This window comes from Adhaeribacter sp. (genome assembly GCF_057359045.1).
Map to the genome: position 1 here is coordinate 1 of NZ_JBMQUD010000057.1, position 25,099 is coordinate 25,099.

Sequence of the window (25,099 nt, forward strand, 5' to 3'; positions counted from 1 at the left end):
GCTCGTCGAAGAGGAAGATCTTCGGTTCGCGCACGATGGCGCGGCCGATGGCAACGCGCTGGCCCTGGCCGCCCTATTCATAAAAGAGAGTTGGAAGAATTCCAGAAGAATCTTCTAATTAAAAAACAAAACAGGTAAATGAGCCATACAATTAGTTGCCAGTATGGCTATCTACCCAGAGATCCCTTCCGAAAAACTACCTGAGAATGGTAGTTATTTTATAGGTAATAAGCCGTTTACCATTTATATTATACAGGTAGCCTGTTTTAGGAGGGGTAGTATATTCTTAGGTAACATTTTGCCTGCTTATTTCTACCCTTATTTAAATCCTGATCCAAAATACATAGTGGTACTAAGATTAGCAGATTTTTGGTCAGGACGTATTATTTGCTTTGTCCCCGAATTGCCTAAATTCCGTATGAGGAGAAATTAAGTAAATCTATCTGCAAGTTTTATGCATAGCGAAGTCTGGAAAAATAAACTTAAACCTTTTCTACAAAAATTTCCGCCCAATGCCGGAAACAGCATCCAAATTTATACGCCCAACCCTGGCATCCCGATAAAATTTTTATTTGAAGGAAATTTGTACGTTGAAGGCAATAATTCTGATTTGTTGCTCAATTTTACCGATCCGGATATTCTGGTAATTACCATCCGAAGTAAAAACCGCGCCATTCGGGTAGCCTGGGAAAAACTAATTTCTTTTGAGCTTACCACCCATGCCTTGTGGCATTAAGTAATGATTTAATAATTTTTAAAGCCGGCAAAAATGGGTAATTAAATACCGTGGTCTGGTAAAGCAGAGAATAGGTTGGCTGATGCAAAGTTAAGAAAGAACAAACCTGAAATATTTAAGGTCGGGCGTAAATACGTTTTAATAAAGTTAATTAAATTGGCCCTTCTACTTAACCTAAAACACCACCTCTTGAAAACATTTATCCAGATGTTAACCGCTTTAGCAATATTCCCGGTTGTAGGTTATAGTCAAAGCAACAACCAAATTAAAACAACGCAGTTGGGTGTTGCTTTGCCGGCAGACAAAGAAGTGGCACAGGCGGTACAGGGTTTCTTAAACGCTTTAACGCCGGAGCAGCGAGCCCAGGCTACTTTTTCTTTTACCGACGAGGAAAGGTTTAACTGGCATTATGTGCCCATGGAAAGAAAAGGTTTAAAACTGAAAGACATGACGCCCGCCCAGCGTAAACTAGCCATGGCTATGCTTAAAACCACACTAAGCGACCAAGGCTACAACAAGGCACAAGCCATTATAGAGTTAGAAGTAATCTTAAAAGCGTTGGAAAAACTGCCGCCCGAGAACGACCGCCGCGATCCGGAAAAATATTATTTCTCGGTGTTTGGTAAACCATCGGGGCCGGAGCCCTGGGGCTGGCGCGTAGAAGGACATCACCTGTCTTTAAATTTTTCGTCGGTAACAGGTTTGGTGGCAGCGCAAACACCGGCTTTTATGGGAGCAAACCCGGCTATTGTACCGGATGGCCCCGCTAAAGGAAAACAAATATTAAAGCAAGAAGCCGAGTTGGGATTTGCGTTAATTAAATTATTTACCCCGGAGCAGTTAAAGCAAGTAATTATAGCCGATATAGCACCGAACGAAATTGTAACAAGTAATTCGCGCCGCGTTATGCTTAAAAACCCCGTTGGCATTAAATACAACCAAATGAATGCGGCGCAGCAAAAAGCTTTTAACCAGTTGCTACATTTATACCTGAATAATTATAAAAAAGAATTGGCGCAGGCTTTCCGGAAAAAAGTAGAAGATGCCGGCACCGACCACCTGTATTTTGCCTGGGCGGGGAGCCGCGAACCAACCCCGGGTAAGGCGCATTATTACCGCATTCACAGCCCGGTAATATTAATTGAATACGATAACTCCCAGAACAACGCCAACCACGTGCACACGGTAACAAGAGATTTAACCAATGATTTTGCCGAAGATGCGCTGCAAACCCATTACCAAAAGCATCAGCACAAAAAATAAAATGCTCTGACTAATTGATTGAATAATTAGCTGAAATTACGAACACCTGGTCCGGGTATTCCGTCAGCAAAATAACTAATCCTACTTTTATGACTTGCGTATTAAATAAGGCTAAGCAATAATATACATGAATATTCTTAATTATTTAATTATCAATATTTAAATAATCATTGGTACCATGGGTGGTGTTATCGCCACCCATGCTAAAGCTTAAACTACTCTCTGGTGATAACTCGCAGCAAGGGTAGCGGTTCCCTATTTTAATAAAGGCTATGTTCTCATTTAAAATATACAATGGCCACCTATCCTGTCTTTTATCTGCGTTATCTTTGGCCCTATATTAAGTAAGCAAATCAGTTTTATACCCCAGACCCTATGAAACCAAACCTGCTGGTTGTATTAATATTTGTAGCGTTGCTTTTGTTTTTTTTAACCTTGGCTACTTGCGTGCGCACGACTTCACCTACTTCTACTGAAGATACGACGACGCAAAATAAACAACGGGAGCAAACTTTACCGGGCAACGAACCCAGTGCAACCCTGCGCAAAACTTTTTCGGATTACGAACATTTACTCTTAGGCAACCCCAGTAATGCAACTGCTGATGAAAGTAATTTTAATAATTATTTAATTCAGAAACCGCAGTACGCCCTTTCTTACAGCCGCGACCGGGGTACGCCCAATTGGGTAAGCTGGCACGTGAGCAAAGATTGGTTAGGCGATGCTCCCCGGCAGGATAATTTCCGTTCCGATACCTCTTTACCTAGTGGCTGGTACCGGGTAAGCACCAGCGATTACTCGGGCAGCGGCTTCGATCGGGGCCACAATTGTCCTTCCGGCGACCGCACCAACACCCAGGACGATAATGCCGCTACTTTTTTAATGACCAATATTATTCCGCAGGCCCCCACCAACAACCGCGAAACCTGGAGCAACCTGGAAGAATATATCCGGTACTTAGTAGACAAACAAGGCCAGGAATGTTATGTAATTATGGGCTGCTACGGCACGGGCGGACAAGGCAGCAGCGGCAGCAAAACCACCATTAAGGGCGGAAAAATTACGGTACCCAGCCAAATCTGGAAAGTAGTAGTAATATTGCCCGACGGAACCGACGATGGAAACCGCATAAACTCCGAAACCCGCATTATAGCCATAGACACCCCCAACAGCAATACAATAGACTCGGACTGGACGAAATATATAACCACCGTAGATGCTATTGAACAAGCCACTGGTTACGATTTGCTGGCAGAGCTTCCAAATACCGTACAAGAAGTTATTGAAGCCAAAGCCGATGCGGGCGCGTTGCGCTAAATTAAATTAAAAGACTTTAAAGCATTTGTTTCGCAAGCGTAAATCTTGCGGCGATGCTACCAGGCAAATAAAGTTTAAGTTAAGCAATATATTATTTTATCCAGATTCCCTACAGCATGAATTCGGTCGAAACCTTGTCCATAGATGTATTTTTAAGCCGGTTAAAAGAATTGACCGAAGGCTTATATTTTTTAAGTGAGAGCGATTACCCATTAGAACCCATACAGGTTACAGTGGCCAATCCAACCGAAATTACCCACCCGGAGCTTTACAACCTGGCCGCAAAACCAACTTCGGACCCCATACAGATACAAGATTTGCCTTATTTTTTCCGGAACATGACCGCCGAACAACCCGAAGCCGACGAGGACATGAAAGTTATGGCCAAGCGTTTTAGGGATTTGCAGGCTTACTTAGAACAGCATTTGCAGCACATAAAGGTTTACCGCATTGGGCAAGTAGAAATTATTGCTTTAATTTTAGGAAAGCTCAACGGCGACCAATTGGCCGGTTTGAAAACAATGGTGGTTGAAACCTAGGTCACTAGCCAAGGTGCCCTTTATTACCAGAACAGATAAATAAAACACTTTTGGCGTTTAGGTTTATTGTTTAAAATATAAAAAGATTTTTAAAGCTTGCGACAAGATCTGTCTAAATAGTATGCTTTTGCGAGGCTTTCTGTTTTATCGCTTTCAAATCTTTCTCAAACCGGATAAAAGCTTTTAGCAATAATTTATATTCCCGGGCTTCGGCCGAATCAGGCGGCGCATCAGCAATTTCCTCCAGCCGTTTTGCCGCCTGCAGGTACTCTACCTGGTTGCCTAATACCTGGAAATGCATTTTGTAATGGGTAAATATTATACAAATTTGTATAAACAAATGTAATTTTACTAATGCTTAAATACGTAATTTATAGGAGAATACACGTATTTATATCTGCCAGTTGGCTGGTTAAAACAAATTAATATTATTGGTTTTTATAAGCGTTAAGGCATCGGGTAATAAAATATTCGCCATTATTTAGTTTAATAACAACACTTTGTTGTGGGCTCTACTAGGCAGAAGTATTTAAATTTAGGCAGTTTTATCAAAGGCGGCTTCCATCCATTCTTCCGGTATATCATCTAAAGCCTGTTTTAGTTTATCGGCCCAGAGCTCCGCAATTTTTTCCAGGTCTTTCTTCTCGTAGCGGTGTTCAATCATCCGGAAACTATTTTTCTTGTACAAAATTACATCTATTGGAAATTCTACGTCGTTATTACTTACCCGCGTAGAATCGAACGACAGAAAACCAGCTTTTAAGGCTTGCTTCATGGTAGAAGTATCGGTTAAGGTGCGGTTTAAAATAGCTTTGCCTTGCCCGGAATTACCAATTATTTCGTACGGCGAACCCTCGTCCAGTTCTACCCAGTTGCCTTCGGAATAAAGCAAAAACATTTTGTGCTCCTCGTCGTCTTTTAGCTGCCCGCCCACAATGGTATTGAGGTTAAACCGGAAACCGGCATTCTCCAGCGCCGCTTTATCTTCTTCGGCCACTCTTTTTATTTGTTCGCCAAAGGCATTTACTGCCTTGTACAATTTATTATATACTACGCCGGTTTCTATTAACTCCTGAAAATAATGCACGGCTTTATCGCGTACCGACCGTAAACCACTGGTCATGATAAAAAGCGAATAATTGTCTTTTTGGGTTATGTACGTTTTCTTTTTAACGGTAGTACTGGTACCGGCGGTAATGCGGGTATCGGCAATGGCCACCAGGCCTTCTTTTACTTTAATGCCTAAACAATATGTCATGAAGGTTAATATTGAATAATAAGGCCGAAAATACCGGTTAGGCGGTAAATAGAAAAATTTTAAAACTAAAGTAAAATCCTTTAAATGAATTTCCTTCCTGATTCTTTCATTCTGCTATAACTTAACTCTACGCTTTGCCTTAATATATTAAGCTGAAAATTAAGGTGCTTTAATTACGATAAACTGCGCTGTTGGCCATTTTAAATGATATTTAATGTTTTAACAGCCTGACATAATTGGGGCTGGGGTTTTAAATAAGTACGAAAACTTAAGGTTTTATAAAGGAAAGCTTAAAGTTTTAGTACTTTTGAAAATTATACCCTGACCCCTGAATTGTTTAATATTATACTGCCAAGAGTTTGTTTAACATGGGAATTAAAGAGTTTGAACGTTTAGAGCAATCGCCGAATAACCGTAACTGGAAACTGTGGGGGCCTTATTTGTCGGAACGGCAATGGGGTACTGTGCGCGAAGATTACAGCCCCAGTGGTGATGCCTGGAACTTTATTACCCACGACATGGCCCGTAGCAATGCATACCGTTGGGGCGAAGAAGGAATAGCCGGCTTTTGCGACGAGAAGCAGATTTTGTGTTTAGCGCCGGCTTTCTGGAATGGACAGGACTATATGCTCAAAGAGCGGCTTTTTGGCTTAACCAACAACCAGGGCAACCACGGCGAAGACGTAAAAGAACTCTATTATCACCTGGATTCTTCGCCTACGCATTCTTACTGCAAATATCTCTATAAATATCCGCAGGCCGAGTTCCCATACAACGATTTAATACAACAAAACCAACGTAGCCGGCACGAACCCGAATACGAAATTTTAGATACGGGCGTATTTGACCAGAAAAAGTATTTTGATATTTTTATTGAATACGCCAAAGCCGATATAAACGATATTCTGATGAAGGTTACCGTTTATAACCGCGGACCGGAAGCCTCTACCATTCACGTGTTGCCGCATTTGTGGTTCCGGAATTACTGGAAACACAACCCGCAGTACAACCGGCCCAATATAAAAGCGCACTCGCCTAATTGCCTGCAAACGGCCTCGCAACGCATAGGTATTTTTTATTTATACCACGAGTACGGCGAGCAGCTTTTCTGCGAAAACGAAACAAATAACCAACGCATTTACCGGGCCGAAAACGAAGTGCCGTACGTAAAAGACGGCATTAACAACCATGTTGTAAACCAGCAGGCTACCGTAAACCCCGAAATGCAAGGAACCAAAGCCGCTGTTTGGTTTAAAGCCGAAGTTCCGGCGGGCAAATGCAAAGTATTCCGGGTGCGGCTAAAACGCAACCGCATAGACGATCCCTGGGCCGATTTTGATGATTTATTTGTAAAACGCCAAGCCGAAAATTTTCATTACTATAAAGAATTTGTAATTCCGGAAAAACTTACTTCGGTACAGAAAAAATTGGTGCGGAGTTCTTTGGGCGGCTTACTCTGGACAAAGCAATTTTATTATTTAGATGTGCATCGCTGGATTAATGGTGGTTTAAAAGAAAAAACGCCCTACAGAACCTTTAAGCGCAATGCCGGCTGGCAACACTTAACCAACCGCAATGTTATTTCCATGCCCGATAAATGGGAATACCCGTGGTACGCCGCCTGGGATTTAGCCTTCCATACCACCACCTTTGCTCACGTAGATCCTAATTTTGCAAAACAGCAATTATTGTTAATGCTGCGCGAATATTACATGCATCCCAACGGCCAGATTCCGGCTTACGAGTGGAATTTTAGTGATGTAAACCCGCCGGTACATGCCTGGGGCGTATGGCAGGTGTACGCCACCGATTTGCAAAAAACGGGCACCGCTGATTTGGATTTTCTCGAAAGAGCTTTCCAGAAATTACTCATGAATTTTACCTGGTGGGTAAACCAGAAAGACGTAAACGGCATCGATTTATTTGCAGGTGGTTTCCTGGGCCTCGATAATATCGGGGTGTTCGACCGTAACCAAATGCCGCCCGGTATTAAAAATTTGCAACAAGCCGATGCAACCAGTTGGATGGCTATGTTCGCTTTAAACATGCTCCGGATTTCGCTTGAATTGGCCAAACGTAACCCGGCCTACGAAGAGTCGGCAGCTAAATTTTTCCGGCACTTTCTTAGTATTGCCTGGGCCATGGATAACATTGGCGAGAAAAATATATCGCTCTGGGACGATGAAGACAATTTTTACTACGATGCGGTGCAACTAGATAATGGCCAGAGCCAGCGTTTGCGCATCCGGTCGTTGGTAGGCATTATTCCGTTGTTGGCTGTAGAAATAATTAACAGCAAGGTATTCGATCAAATGCAGGAATTTAAGCGCCGGGCGGTAGGTATTATCCGTACCCGGCCCGATTTGGCCCAGCTTATCTCGCACATCGAACATAAAAATGAAAAAGGCTTTCACTTGTTTTCGATTATGCGGGGTTTCCGACTAGAGCACGTGTTAAAGCGCCTCCTCGACGAAGCAGAATTTTTATCGGATTACGGAATCCGGTCTCTATCTAAATTTCACCAGGATAATCCGTACGTGTTTTCTTACCAGGGGCACCAGCACATTATTCAGTACGAGGCCGGCGAAAGTTCCAGTTCTATGTTTGGGGGTAATTCTAATTGGCGGGGCCCCATCTGGTTGCCGATGAATTACCTTATTATCCAGGCCTTGCGCAAATATTACAAATATTACGGCGATACCTACATTTATGAATTCCCGACAGGCTCGGGTAATAAGTTAAACCTTAAACAAATTGCCCAGGAACTAACCAAACGGTTATTAAAAATATTTGATAAGGATGAATCCGGTAAGTTTGTGTACCAAGCCAATCATCCGCTCTTAGCCGAAGACGAAAACTTCCGGGATTATCATTTATTTTACGAATTTTTTAACGGCGATACGGGTCAGGGTTTGGGAGCTTCGCACCAAACCGGCTGGACTGCGCTGGTAGCCAACTTGCTGCTGGAAATGGAAGATGATACCCCGCAGCAGAATTAATAGAAAATAAAAGATTTAGCAGCTAAATACCCGCAAAATCAAAGTTAGAATTACTTACGGTAAATAATTTGAATGATAGTAGAAAATAGTAGGAGAGAGGTTTAAAATATTCCCCTATTCTGGACAAAAAAATATTTCTGATGTATGCCAGCGGATAGGATAAAGAAGGAAATTTAAGCTTTAATCTGCAGCAGAATCTTAGGCTAATATTTCTTGTGTTTAAGAGAATTTGCCTTTTACGAGATTTTAAAAGAAAAGTTATAAAATGTTAACCAATTGCTAGTAAATTTTAATTTTTATGTTGTAGATTTGTTCAGGGTTTAGTTTTGGTGAGTTTACGCTTTAAATAAAGTTTTTTAAGCAAACTCATCTGTTAAACCAGGTTAATCAATTAAGATGTAAAAATAGCTGTTGGTTTCTTAGTTTGTTTTCATGTTTTTTCTGCATAATATTAAATTAGTTATTGTTTGTATTGCCATTTCTACTGCCTTGGGGCATATTTCGCAAGGGTTAGGCATTTACTGGAGTTTAGGATATTTTGCAGGATTTCTGTTAGCTAACGTTTACCACACCGATAAAGACGACTTATCACAACTTATGTCTTTCCTTATCTTGCCTTATACTTGCAGCGAGGTAGTTGTAAGCTTACTGGATAAACTCTTCCAATTAGATAAATAATATTCCGGTCTTTTACCGGCGCTCCTAAACTTATTGGTTGAAGAACTGCTGCTGCCCAATATTGCCATTAGTTAGGGGCATAAGTAGCTTTATCCAACGCCTTTATTTCGGCCTGGTAATCTGCTGGTAATAAAATAGCCTTTAAAAATTTGTCTAAATTTATTTGGCGGGTAAGTTTATACAAAGGCAATACCAGGCTTAAGCTGCTATATTTCCCTAGTTTGAGGTAATGGTGTACTATTTCCGGTACTATTAATATCTGGGCTTGTTTTAATATAAAATACCGGAAGTTCCCCAAATGCCGGTGGTATTGTGCATATAAATCCAAAGAATATTTACTTAGTTGCAAATCGTTTTGTAAATGGGCTTGCCGTTGCGGTAACCAGGCTTCGTAGCTAAACGGCAAGTCCGGAATACCCATACGGTGACCTACCCGGTAAAATACCTGGTATACTTCTTCTTTTTCGAGGGGGCTTAATTTTCTTTCCAGCAACTCGTACGCCCCAATCGAGTAATAAATTAACAGGTACAACACATCGCGGTAAGCCCAATCTGGTATTTGCGTGCCGCGGTTAGCTTCTACGCCCGCATGTATGGCGCGCATGTTATCTATGGCCCGGTGGGCACCCGCCTCCGACGAAAAAACAATTTGCTGGGCGTACGTAACCGTAGAAAAAAGCCTGCCTAACGGATCGGCGGGTAAGCGGCCAGTAAAGTACAACCAGTCTACCGCTTTATTAAGCGCAAATTCGGCCGAGGCCCCGGCAAATATAAAAAGGATGGTATCGGCTTTGCCCCAAATTTCCCGCACCACCGATGTTTTGTTTACAAAATCCTGCATAAGCTTAAAACAAAACCGGTAATCAAAAAATTACCGGCAATCTTATAAATATAATTAAATCCTTTTTGTTAAAAACAAGTTTAACTATTGTAATCCTGCCGGATTAAATTCCGTTGTAGAAAGGGTTACTAAATAGTTGATTTATTTTTTAGAAGTTTCTAATTAAAACTAACATTTATCAAAAGATATTTAGTTAATGTTGCGTTTTATTAGTAGAAAGTATGTTTAAGATTACTTTAATTTGTATAAGCAAATAGTAAACATGATTACAAGTGATAATACATTTAACGAAAACCCGGATGTAATTTTAATTGGAGCCGGCATTATGAGCGCCACCCTGGGTGTAATGCTAAAAGAGCTGCAACCGGACTTAACCATTGAAATATTTGAGCGATTGGATGTTGCCGCCGCCGAAAGTTCCGATGCCTGGAATAATGCCGGTACCGGCCATTCGGCGTTTTGCGAATTAAACTATACCCCTGAGCTGCCCGATGGCTCTATAGAAACCAAAAAAGCCGTTAAAATTGCCGAATCATTTGAAGAATCGCGGCAGTTTTGGGCCCATTTAATTCAGAACGGCAAACTAAAATTACCGGAATCTTTTATCCGGAGTATTCCGCACATGAGCTTTGTGTGGGGAGCTAAAAACGTAGAATATTTGCGCAAGCGGCACCAGGCTTTAACCAAATGCCAGCTATTTAAGGGTATGCAATATACCGAAGATCAGGAGATTTTGGCAGAATGGATACCTTTGATCATGGAAGGCCGGGATAATACCGAACCCGTAGCTGCTACGCGCATGGAAATAGGAACCGATGTAAATTTTGGTTCTTTAACCCGTTGTATGTTTAATTCTTTAAAAGCAAGTTCGGGCGTTAACTTGCATTTTGGCCAGGAGGTAAAAAAGCTGAAACAGGAAGCTGATGGTCGCTGGAATATTAAAGTTAAAGAATTGGCTACTGGTGCCAAGCGCCGGGTAAGAGCAAGATTTGTATTTATTGGGGCCGGCGGTGGTTCTTTGCCTTTATTATTAAAATCAGATATTCCGGAAGGAAAAGGTTTTGGTGGTTTCCCGGTAAGCGGACAATGGTTGGTTTGCACCAATCCGGAACTTATCGAAAAGCACCAAGCCAAAGTTTACGGTAAAGCTGCTGTGGGTTCGCCACCCATGTCGGTGCCGCACCTCGATACCCGGATTATCAATGGGCAAAAGGCGCTTTTATTTGGTCCTTACGCTGGGTTCTCCACTAAATTCCTGAAAAGCGGTTCTTTCTTTGATTTGCCCCTGTCGATTAAAGTAAATAACCTGCGGCCCATGATTATGGCGGGCGTGCGCAACATACCGCTAACCCGGTATTTAATTAACGAAGTTCGCCAAACGCCAGCCGACCGGCTAGAAGCTTTGCGGGCTTTTGTGCCGCAGGCCCGGCTCCAGGACTGGAAATTAGAAGTAGCCGGCCAGCGCGTGCAGGTTATTAAAAAAGATCCCGAGAAAGGTGGTATTCTGGAGTTTGGTACCGAAGTGGTCAATTCTGCCGATGGTTCCATTGCCGCTTTGCTGGGGGCTTCGCCGGGTGCTTCTACGGCCGTTTCGATTATGGTAAACTTGCTGCACCGGTGCTTTAAAGACAAAGTAAATACCCCGGATTGGCAAAACAAGTTAAAACAAATGATTCCATCGTACGGGCAATCCTTAGCCCAAAATCCGGAATTACTGGCCGAACTTCGTTCCTGGACGAGTGAAGTGTTGGGCCTGGAAGTAGCGCATCCGGTAGATAGATAACTAAATTAAATTTATCTCCTTTTTAACGGGCAGTTGCAGTAGTTTTATTACTGTAACTGCCTTTTTTATTAGCCTGATTTATATATAGACATTACAACTAGTTACATAACTTTTCTAGCTGGTACCAAATTAAAATATGACCAAAGTTTATCTAATAATTAGTTTTGGCGCATTTTATACCGGCTGTTTAACAGGACACTTTAAGGTTAATTCCAAAAAATTTATTGTATGTGCTTTTCTGGTATATAGGATTAGAGAATAGAAACTTTTGCCCCATTAAAATAATGTAAATTAAATGAGTAGAGGTTAAAACATAATTTAAATAACTATATTACCCCAATTACAGTCTTACATTATTTTACCTAGATTTAAGACTAAAACGCTAACCATTATTAGGACAAAATACTACCGGATTATAAGCTACGTAAATTTTTGAAGGTTTAATTAACATATTTCAATATTATTATTTACCAGCTTATTACTATAAATAAAAAGGATAGCTCCATTATTACATTAAATATTAGTTTATATAAATTTTTGCATTTTTTATTGAATTTTATTTAATAACCTTTTAAGATTTATTAAGTATGCTAAATACCAGCGAAAAACAAAGTCCGGCCATTTTAATCTGTTAAGCCACTTATTTTCGTCTTCATTTCTTAAGTTCTTTTTTGCTTTTACTTATTCTTTGATTAGAGTAAGTTCTATAGACCGGATTAAAATGGGGCAAATTACCCGGTACAGGTATGTATATTTTAATTATTATAACTGTAAAGTACTATTTAAATATAAACTGAACAAAAAACAACTACATCATGAAACACAATTTACTGCGAGGAGCAGGCTTTGTATTTTGCTTAGGATTATTCTCAATTCAGGTAAATATTGGCTACGCCCAGTCTCCCAAACACTACAACGAGCCAAAATCTAAAATATCGGCAGATCTTTTAGAACTAAAAAATACCACTTCCAGCGCCAGAACTTTGGCCCGACGCGCCACTAGCGGTCCGCAAAAATTAAATTTGCTGCAACTGGAACGAGGTTTTGTAGCCATAGATGCCGTAGCCACTAGTCCCGACGGACAAGAACTTCTGCGGCAATTAAGCGGTTTGGGGTTAAAAAATGGCGTGGCCTATAAACGCATCGTATCCGGCTTTTTTCCGGTCGAAAGAATTGCCGAACTGGAAAAAATTAGTACCTTAAATACAGTAGCGCCGGCTTATAAATTGCAGCATGCGGTAGGTGCCGTAACCTCGCAGGGCGATGCTGCACTGCAAGCCGATGAAGCCCGGCAAAAAACTGGCCTTACCGGCCGGGGAACCAAAGTAGGTGTTATTTCCGATACTTTTGGTGCCGATTCGGCCAGTATGGCGGCAGGAATAGCTTCCGGAGATATTCCGGCTGATGTACAAATATTAGCCGATGTTGACGAAGGCACTGACGAAGGGCGCGGCATGGCCGAAATTGTGCACGACGTAGCGCCGGGGGCAAAAATTGCCTTTCATACGGCTTTAGGGGGGCAGGCAAATTTCGCCAATGGCATACAGCGGCTGGCCCAGGCAGGTTGCCAAATTATTGTAGATGATATTTCTTACCTGGTCGAACCCATGTTCCAGGATGGCATTATTGCCCAATCGATAGATGAGGTTGTAAGGAAAAACGTTACATACTTTAGTGCGGCTGGTAACCACAATCGCCAATCTTACCAGGCGCCGTTCCGGAATTCCGGCCGTTCAATTGTTATTGGTGGCGTAAATTATGGGGTAGCTCATGACTTTGGCAACGGCGACTTAACCCAAACCATCCGGATTCCGGCCGGAGGCTCTTTTATTATTCCATTTCAGTGGGACGAACCTTTTTATTCAGTAAGCGGTGGTACGGGCTCCCGTTCAGATTTAGACGTACTGGTATTTTATAACGGCACGTTGATAACCGATTTATCTTCGATGGCCAATAATTTAGGTGGTGACCCAATTGAATTAGTAGGTATATCGGTGTCCAGCGCAGTAAATATCGAAATAATGATAACCAAGTATGCTGGACCGGACCCCAATATAATAAAATGGGTTGATTTTGGCGAAGGCATTCCGCAGGAGCATGTTACCCGCAGTTCTACCATTTATGGCCACTACAATGCCCAAAGCACTATTTCGGTGGGGGCAACGGCTTGGTTTAACACACCCGAATTTAACACCAATTTAACCCGGCCGGTTATTAATAGTTTTTCCTCGGCCGGAGGCACTCCCATCTTAATTTCTACAACGGGTACCCGGTTGCCTTTTAATGAAAACAACATTCGCCGGAAACCCGATGTAGTAGGTCCGGATGGAGGCAATACCACTTTCTTTGGCGATGATCACGCTACAGATCCGGATAATTTTCCGAACTTTTTTGGTACTTCGGCTGCCGCACCGCACGTAGCGGCCGTGGCGGCTTTAATGCAGGAGCTTCGCAAAAACAGCCTGAGCCCGGCGGCAATTGCCGAAAATCTTCGTGCCTCCACAATCGACATGGACGACCCACTGACTCCAGGCTTTGATACCGGCTTTGATTTCCAGACGGGTTATGGTTTTGTACAAGCCACCAAAGTATTAGAGACTACCCGTACTTTTGGCTGCAGCCTTTCTTTAACTACCAAAGTAGTACAGGCGCAGGCTGGCTGGCGTTGGCCCAATGGCTTGGGTTCGATTGATTTAACCGTACAAGGTGGCACGGCCCCTTACACCTACCGTTGGAATTCCGGCACCGCTACCGAAGATATTACCAAGGCTACCCCTGGTTTATACACGGTTACGGTAACCGATGCTACCGGCTGTACAGCTACCACTACTGTAAATGTAGGTGTAACCGGCAGCCCGCTAACCCTTACTTCTTCGCACGTAAATGTATCGCGCTACGGGGCTGCGGATGGCTCTATTGATTTATCGGTGATTGGTGGCGTTGGCCCTTATACTTTTAAATGGAACGCGGGCGTGGGCACCGAAGATTTGCCTTGGGTAACGGCGGGCTTGTATACCGTAACGGTTACCGATGCGAATGGTGCAACGGCTTATACGGCTATCTATGTATCGGCCAACGGCGAGCCTTTAGCCTTGCAAACTGCCCATAATAATGCCTCGCGTGGTGGTGCCGACGATGGCTCTATCGACTTAACGGTAATTGGTGGGGTAGCACCTTATAAATATAAGTGGAATGCCGGTCCTGCTTCCGAAGATTTAGCCCGCGTAACACCCGGTCTTTATACGGTTACGGTAACCGACGCCACCGGCGCAACTGCCACTACCTCGGTTTATGTTTCGGTAAAAGGACAGCCGCTCGCGCTCCAGATTGCCCACATAGATGCTTCGCGCTGGGGTGCCGATGATGGCTCTATTAACTTAACCGTAATTGGCGGGGTTGCACCGTATAAATACAAGTGGAATGCTGGCAGTGCCATGGAAGACTTGCCCCGTGTTTTACCCGGCCTGTATACCGTAACGGTTACTGATGCTACCGGGGCTACTGCTACCGCTTCGGTGCAGGTGGGCGTACGCGGCACCAGCACAACTTTAGCGGCCCGCAAGGGAGACATTCAGGCTGAAACTCAACCTAAATTAGATAAGCCAAATACTTTAACGGCTTACCCCAACCCGGCAAACGGTAGGGCCAATATAACATTTGCCCTGCAACAAGATACCGACTATGATTTAGCCGTTTATGACTTAAAAGGTAGCTTAGTTAAAAAGCTTAAACAAGGTCAGGCCAAAGCAGGACAGGTGGTAGAAACCGTTTGGGAACCCCAGGGTACGGCTAAGGGCATCTATCTGGTCCGGTTAAAAACCCAAAACGATGTCCGGAATTTGCGATTGGTAATAGATTAAGCAGTTTCGCTAACTATAAAAAAAGCCGTTTGCAAGAGCAAACGGCTTTTTTTATGTCTTTAATATTAATAGATGAGTAGTATTGGTTTAATCTCTGCCGATGGAATATTCTGCAATTACATGTATTATTTACAATAACAGATACCCTTAAATAAATTTCTAAAGCATTTATCCAGCAAAAATGCCATCCTGCCAAAAGTAACCTGGTTGAAAATGAGCTTAACTTAACCAAACCAAAAACGTTATTCTATTATCCATGCAGGTATTACACGGCGGGCATTATTTTAGAAAAGAAGGAAAATTATGGCCAGAGCAGATAAAATAGAAAAGAGCGAAAAGCCGAAAAAGATGAAGGCTTACACCACTGATAAAAAGCAAAAAGAAAAGTTTGAACCCGCCCAAAGCAAGTTCGGCAAATTCTCGACGCAACAAGATAAACTGGAAGCGCGCAACGCCAATCGTAGCCTGAAGAAAGCCGTGCGGCAAGCCTCTAAAAACGAGTTAAAAGATTATTTATAAAGGCGTATTAATTCCTGATCTTTATTACCTAAATACCTGTTTTAAATTTAGGTAAAAGGAGTTTGCTTCTGAATATCTCAGGACTATCCTGAAATTGTATGAATGCCGATGAATGACCTACTTTTTCAGCTTTTCTCCTATAATAAATTTAATACTTGCGAACGTTTTTTCGCAGGCTTGGCCGCTTACCAACATAAAACGCTGTATTATGTTAGGTAAGTCTTTCCTGAGGCATTCAGGTTTTACTTTAATTGTTTTTTCCCTTTGTTCACGGGCTTTGGCGGGGTGCTTCTGTTTTCGGGGCCGTCCAGTTTAATATCTTTTACCTCGCCCATGTCCATCTTTTGTCGGTCGTCGTTTACAATGGTTTTCCGCTCTCTTTCGGGTTTGGTTTTGTATTCCATCCGGCTGAAATTATAACTTAACCCTACCCGGAAAATACGGTTGTAATGTTTTTGAATACTGGTAGTTGTAAACTGGTCGGTAATGGTAGTGGTCCGGATTAAGTTGCCGCTGTTCAGGAAGTTTTCAATACTAAAGTTTAAGCTGGCCCGGTCTTTACTGGAGGGGCGTACCGCAAATTCTTTGCGCAAACTAATACTGTACCGCTGAAAAGAAGAACTTTTGCCCTGCAGGTTAAGGCGCGGCGAGCTTAAAGACGTAGACACCTGGGCACTCATGTCTTTAAAAGGCCCCTCAAAATCTCTTGGAATCCGAAAACCAGCGTTTAAATTAAAATTATACATCCAGCCGCCCACCGAAACCGGTATACTCTGTTTTAATATATTGCTGTAAGTATAGCCGTTTATTTCGTTGTAGTACAAGCTAAAATTACCTCCCAACTGGCCCATTTTCCGGATACGGGTGGATAAAGATAAATTGCCGCCGTAAGAAATATTACTGCCCAGGTTCAGGTAAGTAGTGGTAATGGCATCGATAGAATCGTTAGCCGGATTGTTATCTACATCGGCGGTGCGGCTGCGTACCCGCGAAGACGTGCGGTATTGGCCAATATCATCGTCGGTTTGGCGCCAGTACAACGAGGCATTAAGGCTTTTATTCTTAATATATTTATTGTAAGTAAGCTGCAGGTTATGCGTTAATTCCGGTAATAAATTTGGATTGCCCATCCGTATACTGCGTTCGTTGGTATCGTCGCGGTAAGGATTTAAATATTCTATCTGGGGCCGGAAAATACGGGTAGCATAATTCACCGATAGCCGCTGATTATTTTTTAATCGCACGGAGGTGGTAATATTGGGCATAAAGTTCCTGAACGGTTTGTAAAGGGTGGTATCGCTGCTAACAAATTGGGCATTAATATTCGTATGTTCGTAGCGGCCGCCTAACCGGAAATTAAATATTTTCTTTACCCGGATACTTAAATTTATATACGTAGAAAATACATCCTGATCATAGGTAAAAATATTGGTACGGCGCGGATCGATTTGGAGGGGCGCTTGTAACGACGATGCCAGGGCTAAGCGGTAATCGCTTTGGTTATTCCGTAAAATAGCTTTGGTACCGGCTTCTAAAGAACCCCATTTTTTAACGGGTTGCGTATAATCGGCTTGAAAAGTAATTTCCTCGTTAGAGGCGCTGTTATTATTTTGCTGGCGGTTATTTACAATGCCTTCTTTGTTTTCCCGGAGGGTATAATTTTGGCCTTCGTTTTCGTTGCGGGTAAAAAGTGTAAGCAGGCTTAGTTCCTGGCCTTTGGTTTTAAATTTATGGGTATAATCAAGGTTAATATCTACACTGCCAGAGGTATTTTTGCTATCGGTGGCGTTGCGGTCGTTGGTAATAATATTGCCAAAACTTTCGGGCAGGGTAGAGGTAACCAGCGTGGTATTAAAGCGGTCGTTTTTAGAACCATACTGGCTCATGCGCAAAGAGGTACTCAGGCTGTTCTGCGGATTTATTTCTACATCGCCCCCAATCATGCCGTTAAGTCCTTGGCCATTGTTTTCGTGTTTGCTGCTTTGGGTTACCTGGCGCTGTTCGTAATAAATCTGTTCGTTTTCGCCGTTGCCAAAATTACGGTTTAAGTTACCACCTATATTGCTACGTAAGCCAACTTTGCCTAAGCGGGTATTAATATTGGCATTGGTACTATTAGACCGGTTGCCGCCAGTAATATTTGCACCGCCACTATAGCCCTGCAAAGTGGTGTTTTTCTTTGTAATAATATTTATGACTCCTCCGGTTCCTTCGGCATCGTACTTGGCCGAGGGCGTAGTAATAACCTCTACTTTCTGAATCATGTTGGCTGGAATTTGCCGCAAGGCTTCGGCTAAATTGCCGGCCATAATTGCCGATGGTTTGTTATCGATAAGTACTTTAATTTTGGTGGTACCCTGCATTTCCAGGTTGCCGTCCATATCTACCGATAGGCCCGGTACGTTTTTTAATAAATCAGAAGCGGTGCCTCCGGCTGCATTAATGTCTTTTTCGGCATTATACACGTAGCCGTCGTCGGTTTCTTCAACCAAGGGTTTTTCGGCGGTTACCAGTACTTCTTTTAAAGATTTATTATCGAGCGGTAGTTCTATGTTGCCCAGATTTAAACTAGTACCCGGCCCATTTATTACTAAAGGCTGAACTTTGGTTTGGTAGCCAATAAAACTGATTGATAGATTGTAAGTACCGGCAGCTATTTTGGGAATAGCGAATTTACCCTGTATATCGCAAGTAGCCCCATCAACTACTTTACCGGTTTGGTCCAGAATAGCTACGGTGGCAAATTCTACGGGCTTTTTGGTGCCGGCATCAATAATGCTGCCGCTTACCGATTTGGAATTTTGGGCCATAACCGGAAAGCAAAGAATAGTCAATAAACAAGTAAGGGCAAAAATCGATAAACTAAAAGATTTTTGGGAGTGGTAATTATTGCCCATAACCAGTAGCGTAGAGATTTAGATTCATATAATATTTTTACAATTATTTTTATCGGGTACGTACCCATTAATTATTATAAATGACAGCTTAAATTATTGTTTAAGTATGTTATAGTTAACTTTTTAAGAACAAAAAAATAAGGGCTTATAAATTATATTCCTTAAGAACTGATGTTATGCAGATGCTGCTTAAATACTAATTTTAGGGTTCACCCTTCCACTTCCGTCATTCTGGAAGAATCTTATCGGCTAACTGCAAATAAGATTCTTCCAGAATAACGGAATTGAGTAGGTTTAAGCTAATTCAATTGTTGTTGCGTAACATCAGTTAAAAAGTAAGCAGCAAATAATTACTTACCTCACCCGGTAAATTATACTAAAATAAGTGGCCGGTAGAAGTTAGTAGACAAAGAAGTATAACAATGGTTTAATAAGCTTCTAAAATAAATCTGCTAAATTTTAACTACTACCTGGTGCTGGCTCTATAAAATAAGAGAGAACCTGTTTAGCATTTTAAATGCTATAGTACCGCTATTTGCTGCACATATTTTCCCGGACCAGCAGATTGCCTTAAGGTAAATATTGCGCGGTGGTAACACCAGTCTGGTTAGCTAAATGGTGTTCTTAAATAAAAAGCGAAATAAGTTCAGCATTTAATTTTACTGCAGACGAATGAATTTTACGCTTTGCGCATAACACCAATTTTATCTCCTTTAAACTCCGGAAATAATTCCTGCTCTTTCTGAATATTCAGGTGTTTGCCGGCTACTTCGCTAAATACACTTCTAAAATCAGTGGTAACGGGTAAATCACGGCCATCTTCCAGGTTTTCGACGGCTAGTGTGGGTACCTGGCCGTGCACCAAACCGCCGTTTACGTTGTTGCCCAGAATAAACATACAAGATCCCCGGCCATGATCGGTGCCGTTGCTGCCGTTCTGTTTTACGGTCCGGCCAAACTCGGTCATGGTCATTACATCTAAATCGTCGTGGTACGCTTCTAAATCAGACCAAAAGGCCGCAATACTTTGGCTCAGGTCGTTTACGTTGCGGGCAAAAGTACCCTGGGCCGTACCCTGGTTATAATGCGTATCCCAACCACCCGATTCGGCAAAGGCTACTTCCAGGCCCACATCTATTTTTATAAGTTGGGCAATTTGCTTGAGCGAGTTGCCCAAGGCCGTGTTGGGGTATTGCGCGTTATGAGCAGGCTTGTAATTTTTAACGTCAATTTTATTCAGCATTTTAATCGCTTCGAAGCTTTCTTTGCCGGTGCGGTTGAGTAAAGACGAAGAGGTTTGGTCGTATAAATCTTCGAAGCTTTTGGCCGCTACGTTTGCCGCCATGGGATTGCCCCGCATCTGAATGGTAAAATCCTGCAAATTACTTATGGCAATGGCAGCATTATTTCCGTAAAACGAGCGCGGCAAAGACGAGGTAAGGCTTACCGCCTGGAAAGGAGTGGTAGCTTCGTGGCCTAATAAACCTACGGCCCGGTTTAGCCAACCGCTGGGCGTTCCTTTCCGGAAGGGCGTGCCGGCTTCCATAAAATCCTGGGCATCGAAATGAGAACGGGTAGGGTTAGGCGAACCCACTCCGTGTACCACGGCCAGCCTTTTTTCCTGAAATAAAGGGGCAAAAGCCTGCATGGCCGGGTGTAAACCAAAACGTCCGTCTAAATCTATTAAAGGGTTGGCGCTGGTTTGGGCCGCTGACATAAATAAATTAGGCCGGGCCTGTTTCAGGTATTCGTCGGTAAAAGGTGTTACGGCCATTAAACCATCCATAGCGCCCCGCTGAAAAATGCACACCAATATTTTATGCTTTTTGTAAGGCAATAAAATTTTATTTGTACCGGCGGCCTGAGCCAAAAAATTAGGTACTCCGCCTAAACCAGCGGCAAACAGCGCCAGCGCACCAGATTTCAGAAATCCTCTACGGGTAGTCATAACGGTAGTAAATTAAATTTAGTGACGAAAATATTTATCGACGTTGAAACTCTGGTGAACCAATAATTATACCTACCACTTGGGCCAACATGGTATTGTTACCGGCACCGGCTTGCATTTGCTGCTCCGTTTTATTTTTGGTAATATTTTTCTTGCTGATTTTCTCTTTTGCTTTTGGCTGCTTAACCATACTGATCATTGTGGTGTCAGGGGCCATTGGGTTAGAAGCTGAAGGTGGCATTAATTTATCGGCGGCCTGGCTTACTTTTTTACTTAGTTCAGGATCGTTCAGGGCAGGCGTTAAACGTTTAACGGTTTCGGTTAAGTTGCGCTCGGGCATTAAATATTGGCTGTAAGTAAACAAGGCCGCTTCGGCGCTTTCGGGCTCACGGTTTTGGTTAAGGGCCGCTAAATTTATTTTTATACCCGGTATGCGTTGGGCGGCTAAAGCCAGGCCAAAGTTCATGCGGTTTAACAAAGAGCCGGTATTAATCCAGTAAGTACCCTGATCCGGGAAACCGGTAGGTGCCTGGTAGGCATACATCTTTTCGCCCATTTTATTAATCCAGTTGTATAACTGATAAGGGGCTTGTACTTCGGCATCTAAACTACGCACCGAACTGATGGCCAGCTCAAACGGAGATTTGGTTTTTTCGCGTAAGGCTTCTTTGCTCCAGAATTCGGGAGCGGTAGTCATGGTCATTAATACCTGCTTCAGGTCACCGTTTTTCTCCCGGAAAGTACGGGCCATTTTAGAAATTAATGTCGGAGAAGGATTATCGCTCACAAACCTAACTGCTAGTTTGGTACAAATAAATTGCGCTGTAGCCGGATGGTTCGCTAAAATTTTGATTAACCTTACTCCTTCTTCGTAGCCACCGCCGGCTGGAAATTTCTCGCCGAGTACTACCTTTTCGCCGGAGTCGTGGCGGTTCGGTAAAAAAATAAAATCGCCTTCCTGTGTAGCGCCTGCCATTTGATTATTGCCCCGACCCGGACGGTTTACAGCATTCAGCAAAGGGGCATTTACCCGGTTTTGGGGTATTATGGTCCAGCCGGTAAAAACGCGGGCCGCTTGTGTTACATCGGCCTGGGTATAACCACCATCAACGCCCAAGGTGTGTAGTTCCATTATTTCGCGGGCATAATTTTCGTTTATTCCTTGGGCATTGCGGGCATTTTTAATTTTTTGCAAAGCCATGCTTCTTTTATCCATAGAATCGGGAGCCATGCTATTGCCGGCAGGTAACCGGTTACGGTTAGGCCGCTGGTTTACCTGTAAACCCATATTGGTATTGGTAGCGGTACTCCGGAAATTATCGAGGTACGTAAGCATGGCCGGCGATTTGGCCGTAGCCAGCAAAAGGTTTTCAAAAGAATTAAGAACGTTTGGCCGGATAACATCGCGTTCGTAGTTCGGAATAAAGATGGCGCAGTCGTTGTCGGTTAGGGAAACATTAAAGTGGTTAAACCAAAAACTGGTAAGCGACTCCTGCAATTGATTTTGGGCGTAAGTAGCTCTTAATATTTTCTGGTTAACTAACTCCCGGAATAAATCTTGTTGGGGCTGCAAACCTTTTTCGCGCATGTAAGCACCCAGTTTAGCTCGGTAGGCCTGCCGGGCATCTTTGTCGGCAGCATCTTTTTCAACCGCATTTTTGTCTATTACGCCGTCCCGGATAGCCATGCGCAGGACTTCCGCGTTTTTAGGAAAATTGGCCTGCAATTGAGCGTTGCTCAAATTTAAAGTTTTAAAATTGGCTAGTCGCCGGTTTAATTCATCTTCGGGCAAACCAGCTTGGAGTTGTTGCAAAAACCAGTTCTCTAAACCAATCTTAACTATCTCGTTTACCTGGCCGGGCCGGGCACCAAACGTAAACCGACTGATTAAATGGGCAGCCGCTTCACGCTCGGTTAAGCCCGCTGCTTTATAAGGAAATTTAAAAGACCCCTTAGCCGGAAATATATTTTGATTTTTAAAAGAAGAAATAATACTCAGTAAGAGCACCAGGGCAAACAATCCGCAATACTTTTGATTCTTTTTCATGGCATTGGCTTTTTACAAATCTGCATTGCATGGTTTATATTAGAACGGATTAATTTGAAAGTAGATAGAGACAGTTCTCTATCTACTTTCAATCAGATGGTTGAGCGTGAAAAAGGTTTAAGCCTATGAATAAATATTTTACTAGATACGCGCTATAAATCTTTAACTTTTAAACCTGTAAGAGTAACCTGGTGGGGTGGGATATAATTAAATAAAAGCAACAGTAGGTACGCGGCACAGATTATTAAATTTCAGGATAACGCTTCGGGCGCGGGGTTTCCGGCTGGCCGGGATTTATCTTCGGGCAAGGGCACAAACTCGGTATTGTCGTTGGGCGGTAAAGCAATGCGGCCGGCCTGCCAATCGGCTTTGGCTTGTTCAATCCGTTCGCGGCGCGACGAAACAAAGTTCCACCAAATATATCTTTCGCCTAAAGGTTCGCCGCCCAACAGCATTAAAGTAGTGGGTTCTTTCGCCAGCAACACCGGGTCCACTCCCCGGTTAAAAACCAGCATTTGCCCGCTCGTATATGTTCTTCCGGAAACTTCTAAGGAGCCTTTGGCTATGTACAAACCTCTTTCGGCATGTTCGCGGGGTAAACCAAAACGGGCACCCGGCTCCAGCACTACGTGTAAGTAAAACAAAGGCGAGTGGGTTTTTACCGAATTATGCAGCCCAAAGGCAGTGCCGGAGATAAGCCGCATCCAAACCCCGGTATCGGTAAAAACCGGGAGCTGTTCGGGTTTATAATTGTTAAAGGCAGGATTGGCTTCTTCGTCTTTTTCCGGCAAAGCCACCCAGGTTTGTATCATTTCCAGTGGTCCGCCCGCCAGGGTTGCCGGGTCTTCAAAACGTTCGGAGTGGGCAATGCCGCTGCCGGCCGTCATCCAGTTTACTTCGCCCGGCCGGATAATTTGCTCTACGCCTAAACTATCGCGGTGGGTAACCTGGCCGCCAAATAAATAACTTACCGTAGATAAACCAATGTGGGGGTGGGGCAGTACGTCCATATTGGTGGTTAACGGCGGCGGCACCGCTACCGGGCCGGCATGGTCCATAAATATAAAGGGGCCAACCATCCGCCGCAGCCGAAACGGTAAAATCCGGCGTACATCCATGCCCGGAGCCAGACTGGCTTTGCGGGCTTCAATTACTATGTCCAGCATAATTATTTATGTTAATATTTTTATTATAAACCCAAGGTACTGGTTAAGGTACAATATTTCTACGGAGTTTTAATGCTTCGAAAATGCATGCAGGTCAGGAGCGCGTTTGTAGTTAAATTTATTTAACGCCATTTTAAAATTTCTGTCGTTACATGCGAGGGTTTTTGTTTATTTGCTTAACCAGGAATAAAGAAATATTTAACTATGGAAATTGGGATAACCACCTTTGTCGAAAATACCCCCGATCCGGCTACCGGTAAGTTGCTCTCTACCCACGAACGGCTCATGAACCTGATGGAAGAAATACAACTGGCCGACCAGGTTGGGTTAGATGTTTTCTCGGTGGGTGAGCACCACCGGCCCGACTTTGTGGTTTCGGCACCGGCGGTAATTCTGGCGGCAGCGGCCGTTAAAACAAAAAGCATTAAATTATCGAGTGCGGTAACGGTACTCAGTTCCGACGATCCGGTGCGGGTTTTTCAGACTTTTGCGCACGTTGATTTGTTGTCGAAGGGCCGGGCTGAAATAATGGCCGGCCGGGGATCATTTATCGAATCTTTTCCGCTGTTTGGCAACGACCTGAAAGATTACAATACCCTTTTTGCCGAAAAGCTGGAATTGTTACTGAGTTTAAATAAAAGCGAAAAAATTAGCTGGCAGGGCCACCATCGGCCTTCTATTGATAACCGCGGCGTGTATCCGCGACCCTACCAACCAGAATTACCCATTTGGGTTGCGGTGGGCGGCACACCCGAGTCGGTGGTGCGGGCCGCTAATTACGGTTTACCCATGGCCCTGGCTATTATTGGCGGCATGCCCGCCCGGTTTGTACCCTTTACCAAACTTTACAAAGAAACTTACCAGAAAGCTGGCCACCCGGCCGATAAAATGCAATTGGCTATTAATTCGCACGGCTACATTGCCGATAATTCGCAAACCGCCGCCGATGATTTTTACGGGCCATACGCGTATGTAATGGGGCAAATAGGGCGGGAGCGTGGTTGGCCCCCCATGAGCCGCCAACAATTTGAGATGATGCGGGCCCTGGAAGGCTCTTTGCTGGTGGGTAGTCCGCAACAAGTAATAGATAAAATATTGTATAACTACGAGCTTTTTGGCAATACCCGCTTTTTGTTACACATAAGTGTAGGTACCATGCCGCACGCCAAAGTAATGCGGGCCATAGAATTACTAGGTACCGTAGTAGCGCCAGCGGTAAAAAAAGCAATTCCGCAAGCTTAGGTACAC

17 protein-coding genes are annotated in these 25,099 nt (G+C 43.4%); 10 read left to right on the forward strand and 7 right to left on the reverse strand.

Annotated features, from left to right (window positions below; translation table 11 throughout):
• The first annotated feature begins 454 nt into the window (after positions 1 to 454).
• The 4 genes from ACO1R6_RS09785 (at position 455) to ACO1R6_RS09800 (ending at position 3,855) form a co-directional block, all read left to right on the forward strand.
• The gene (locus ACO1R6_RS09785) at positions 455 to 736 is read left to right on the forward strand and encodes a hypothetical protein (protein WP_486264305.1); all 282 of its coding nucleotides are present in this window, start codon (positions 455 to 457) and stop codon (positions 734 to 736) included.
• 189 nt (positions 737 to 925) lie between these two features.
• Positions 926 to 1,999 carry a DUF3500 domain-containing protein gene (locus ACO1R6_RS09790; protein ID WP_486264307.1) on the forward strand — a complete coding sequence of 358 codons (1,074 nt, stop codon included), beginning with the start codon at positions 926 to 928 and terminating at the stop codon, positions 1,997 to 1,999.
• A gap of 375 nt (positions 2,000 to 2,374) precedes the next feature.
• On the forward strand, positions 2,375 to 3,316 hold the full coding sequence (locus tag ACO1R6_RS09795) for a DNA/RNA non-specific endonuclease (RefSeq protein WP_486264308.1): 942 nt from the start codon (positions 2,375 to 2,377) through the stop codon (positions 3,314 to 3,316).
• Positions 3,317 to 3,432: 116 nt separating this feature from the next.
• Positions 3,433 to 3,855 (forward strand): nuclease A inhibitor family protein, encoded by a 423-nt coding sequence (locus ACO1R6_RS09800; protein ID WP_486264309.1) that lies wholly within the window; start codon positions 3,433 to 3,435, stop codon positions 3,853 to 3,855.
• Positions 3,856 to 3,967: 112 nt separating this feature from the next.
• On the opposite strand, the gene ACO1R6_RS09805 is transcribed toward ACO1R6_RS09800, so the two are convergent.
• Positions 3,968 to 4,156, reverse strand: coding sequence for a hypothetical protein (locus ACO1R6_RS09805; RefSeq protein WP_486264311.1), 189 nt, complete (start codon positions 4,154 to 4,156; stop codon positions 3,968 to 3,970).
• A 234-nt stretch (positions 4,157 to 4,390) separates the two neighbouring features.
• On the reverse strand, positions 4,391 to 5,113 hold the full coding sequence (locus tag ACO1R6_RS09810; protein WP_486264313.1) for a proteasome-type protease: 723 nt from the start codon (positions 5,111 to 5,113) through the stop codon (positions 4,391 to 4,393).
• A 368-nt stretch (positions 5,114 to 5,481) separates the two neighbouring features.
• Between ACO1R6_RS09810 and ACO1R6_RS09815 the strand changes: the two genes are divergently transcribed.
• Together ACO1R6_RS09815 and ACO1R6_RS09820 are read left to right on the forward strand one after the other, a co-directional pair.
• A complete protein-coding gene (locus tag ACO1R6_RS09815; RefSeq protein WP_486264315.1) occupies positions 5,482 to 8,112 on the forward strand; it encodes an MGH1-like glycoside hydrolase domain-containing protein in 2,631 nt (876 codons plus the stop codon).
• A 432-nt stretch (positions 8,113 to 8,544) separates the two neighbouring features.
• Complete coding sequence (locus tag ACO1R6_RS09820) at positions 8,545 to 8,790, forward strand: hypothetical protein (RefSeq protein ID WP_486264317.1); 246 nt, start codon at positions 8,545 to 8,547, stop codon at positions 8,788 to 8,790.
• A gap of 67 nt (positions 8,791 to 8,857) precedes the next feature.
• Here the strand turns inward: ACO1R6_RS09820 and ACO1R6_RS09825 are convergent, their stop codons facing one another.
• Entirely contained in the window at positions 8,858 to 9,631 is a 774-nt protein-coding gene (locus ACO1R6_RS09825) for an oxygenase MpaB family protein (protein WP_486264319.1), read from the reverse strand.
• Positions 9,632 to 9,893: 262 nt separating this feature from the next.
• On the opposite strand from ACO1R6_RS09825, the gene ACO1R6_RS09830 reads away from it, so the two are divergent.
• The 3 genes from ACO1R6_RS09830 to ACO1R6_RS09840 all read left to right on the forward strand — a co-directional run bounded on the left by ACO1R6_RS09830 (position 9,894) and on the right by ACO1R6_RS09840 (position 15,793).
• Positions 9,894 to 11,414 (forward strand): malate:quinone oxidoreductase, encoded by a 1,521-nt coding sequence (locus tag ACO1R6_RS09830; RefSeq protein WP_486264321.1) that lies wholly within the window; start codon positions 9,894 to 9,896, stop codon positions 11,412 to 11,414.
• 815 nt (positions 11,415 to 12,229) lie between these two features.
• A complete protein-coding gene (locus ACO1R6_RS09835) occupies positions 12,230 to 15,274 on the forward strand; it encodes a T9SS type A sorting domain-containing protein (protein WP_486264322.1) in 3,045 nt (1,014 codons plus the stop codon).
• A gap of 303 nt (positions 15,275 to 15,577) precedes the next feature.
• The gene (locus tag ACO1R6_RS09840; RefSeq protein WP_486264323.1) at positions 15,578 to 15,793 is read left to right on the forward strand and encodes a hypothetical protein; all 216 of its coding nucleotides are present in this window, start codon (positions 15,578 to 15,580) and stop codon (positions 15,791 to 15,793) included.
• Between the two features lie 242 nt (positions 15,794 to 16,035).
• Here the strand turns inward: ACO1R6_RS09840 and ACO1R6_RS09845 are convergent, their stop codons facing one another.
• From ACO1R6_RS09845 to ACO1R6_RS09860, 4 genes are all read right to left on the reverse strand, one after another.
• On the reverse strand, positions 16,036 to 18,603 hold the full coding sequence (locus tag ACO1R6_RS09845; protein WP_486264325.1) for a TonB-dependent receptor: 2,568 nt from the start codon (positions 18,601 to 18,603) through the stop codon (positions 16,036 to 16,038).
• A 766-nt stretch (positions 18,604 to 19,369) separates the two neighbouring features.
• The gene (locus tag ACO1R6_RS09850; RefSeq protein WP_486264327.1) at positions 19,370 to 20,638 is read right to left on the reverse strand and encodes a DUF1501 domain-containing protein; all 1,269 of its coding nucleotides are present in this window, start codon (positions 20,636 to 20,638) and stop codon (positions 19,370 to 19,372) included.
• 34 nt (positions 20,639 to 20,672) lie between these two features.
• Positions 20,673 to 22,685: a DUF1800 domain-containing protein gene (locus tag ACO1R6_RS09855; RefSeq protein WP_486264328.1), complete on the reverse strand. Its 2,013-nt coding sequence runs from the start codon at positions 22,683 to 22,685 to the stop codon at positions 20,673 to 20,675.
• Between the two features lie 251 nt (positions 22,686 to 22,936).
• Positions 22,937 to 23,851, reverse strand: a complete 915-nt coding sequence (locus tag ACO1R6_RS09860; RefSeq protein WP_486264330.1) for a pirin family protein — start codon at positions 23,849 to 23,851, stop codon at positions 22,937 to 22,939.
• Positions 23,852 to 24,055: 204 nt separating this feature from the next.
• On the opposite strand from ACO1R6_RS09860, the gene ACO1R6_RS09865 reads away from it, so the two are divergent.
• Positions 24,056 to 25,093, forward strand: coding sequence for an LLM class flavin-dependent oxidoreductase (locus ACO1R6_RS09865; protein WP_486264332.1), 1,038 nt, complete (start codon positions 24,056 to 24,058; stop codon positions 25,091 to 25,093).
• Positions 25,094 to 25,099: the final 6 nt, after the last annotated feature.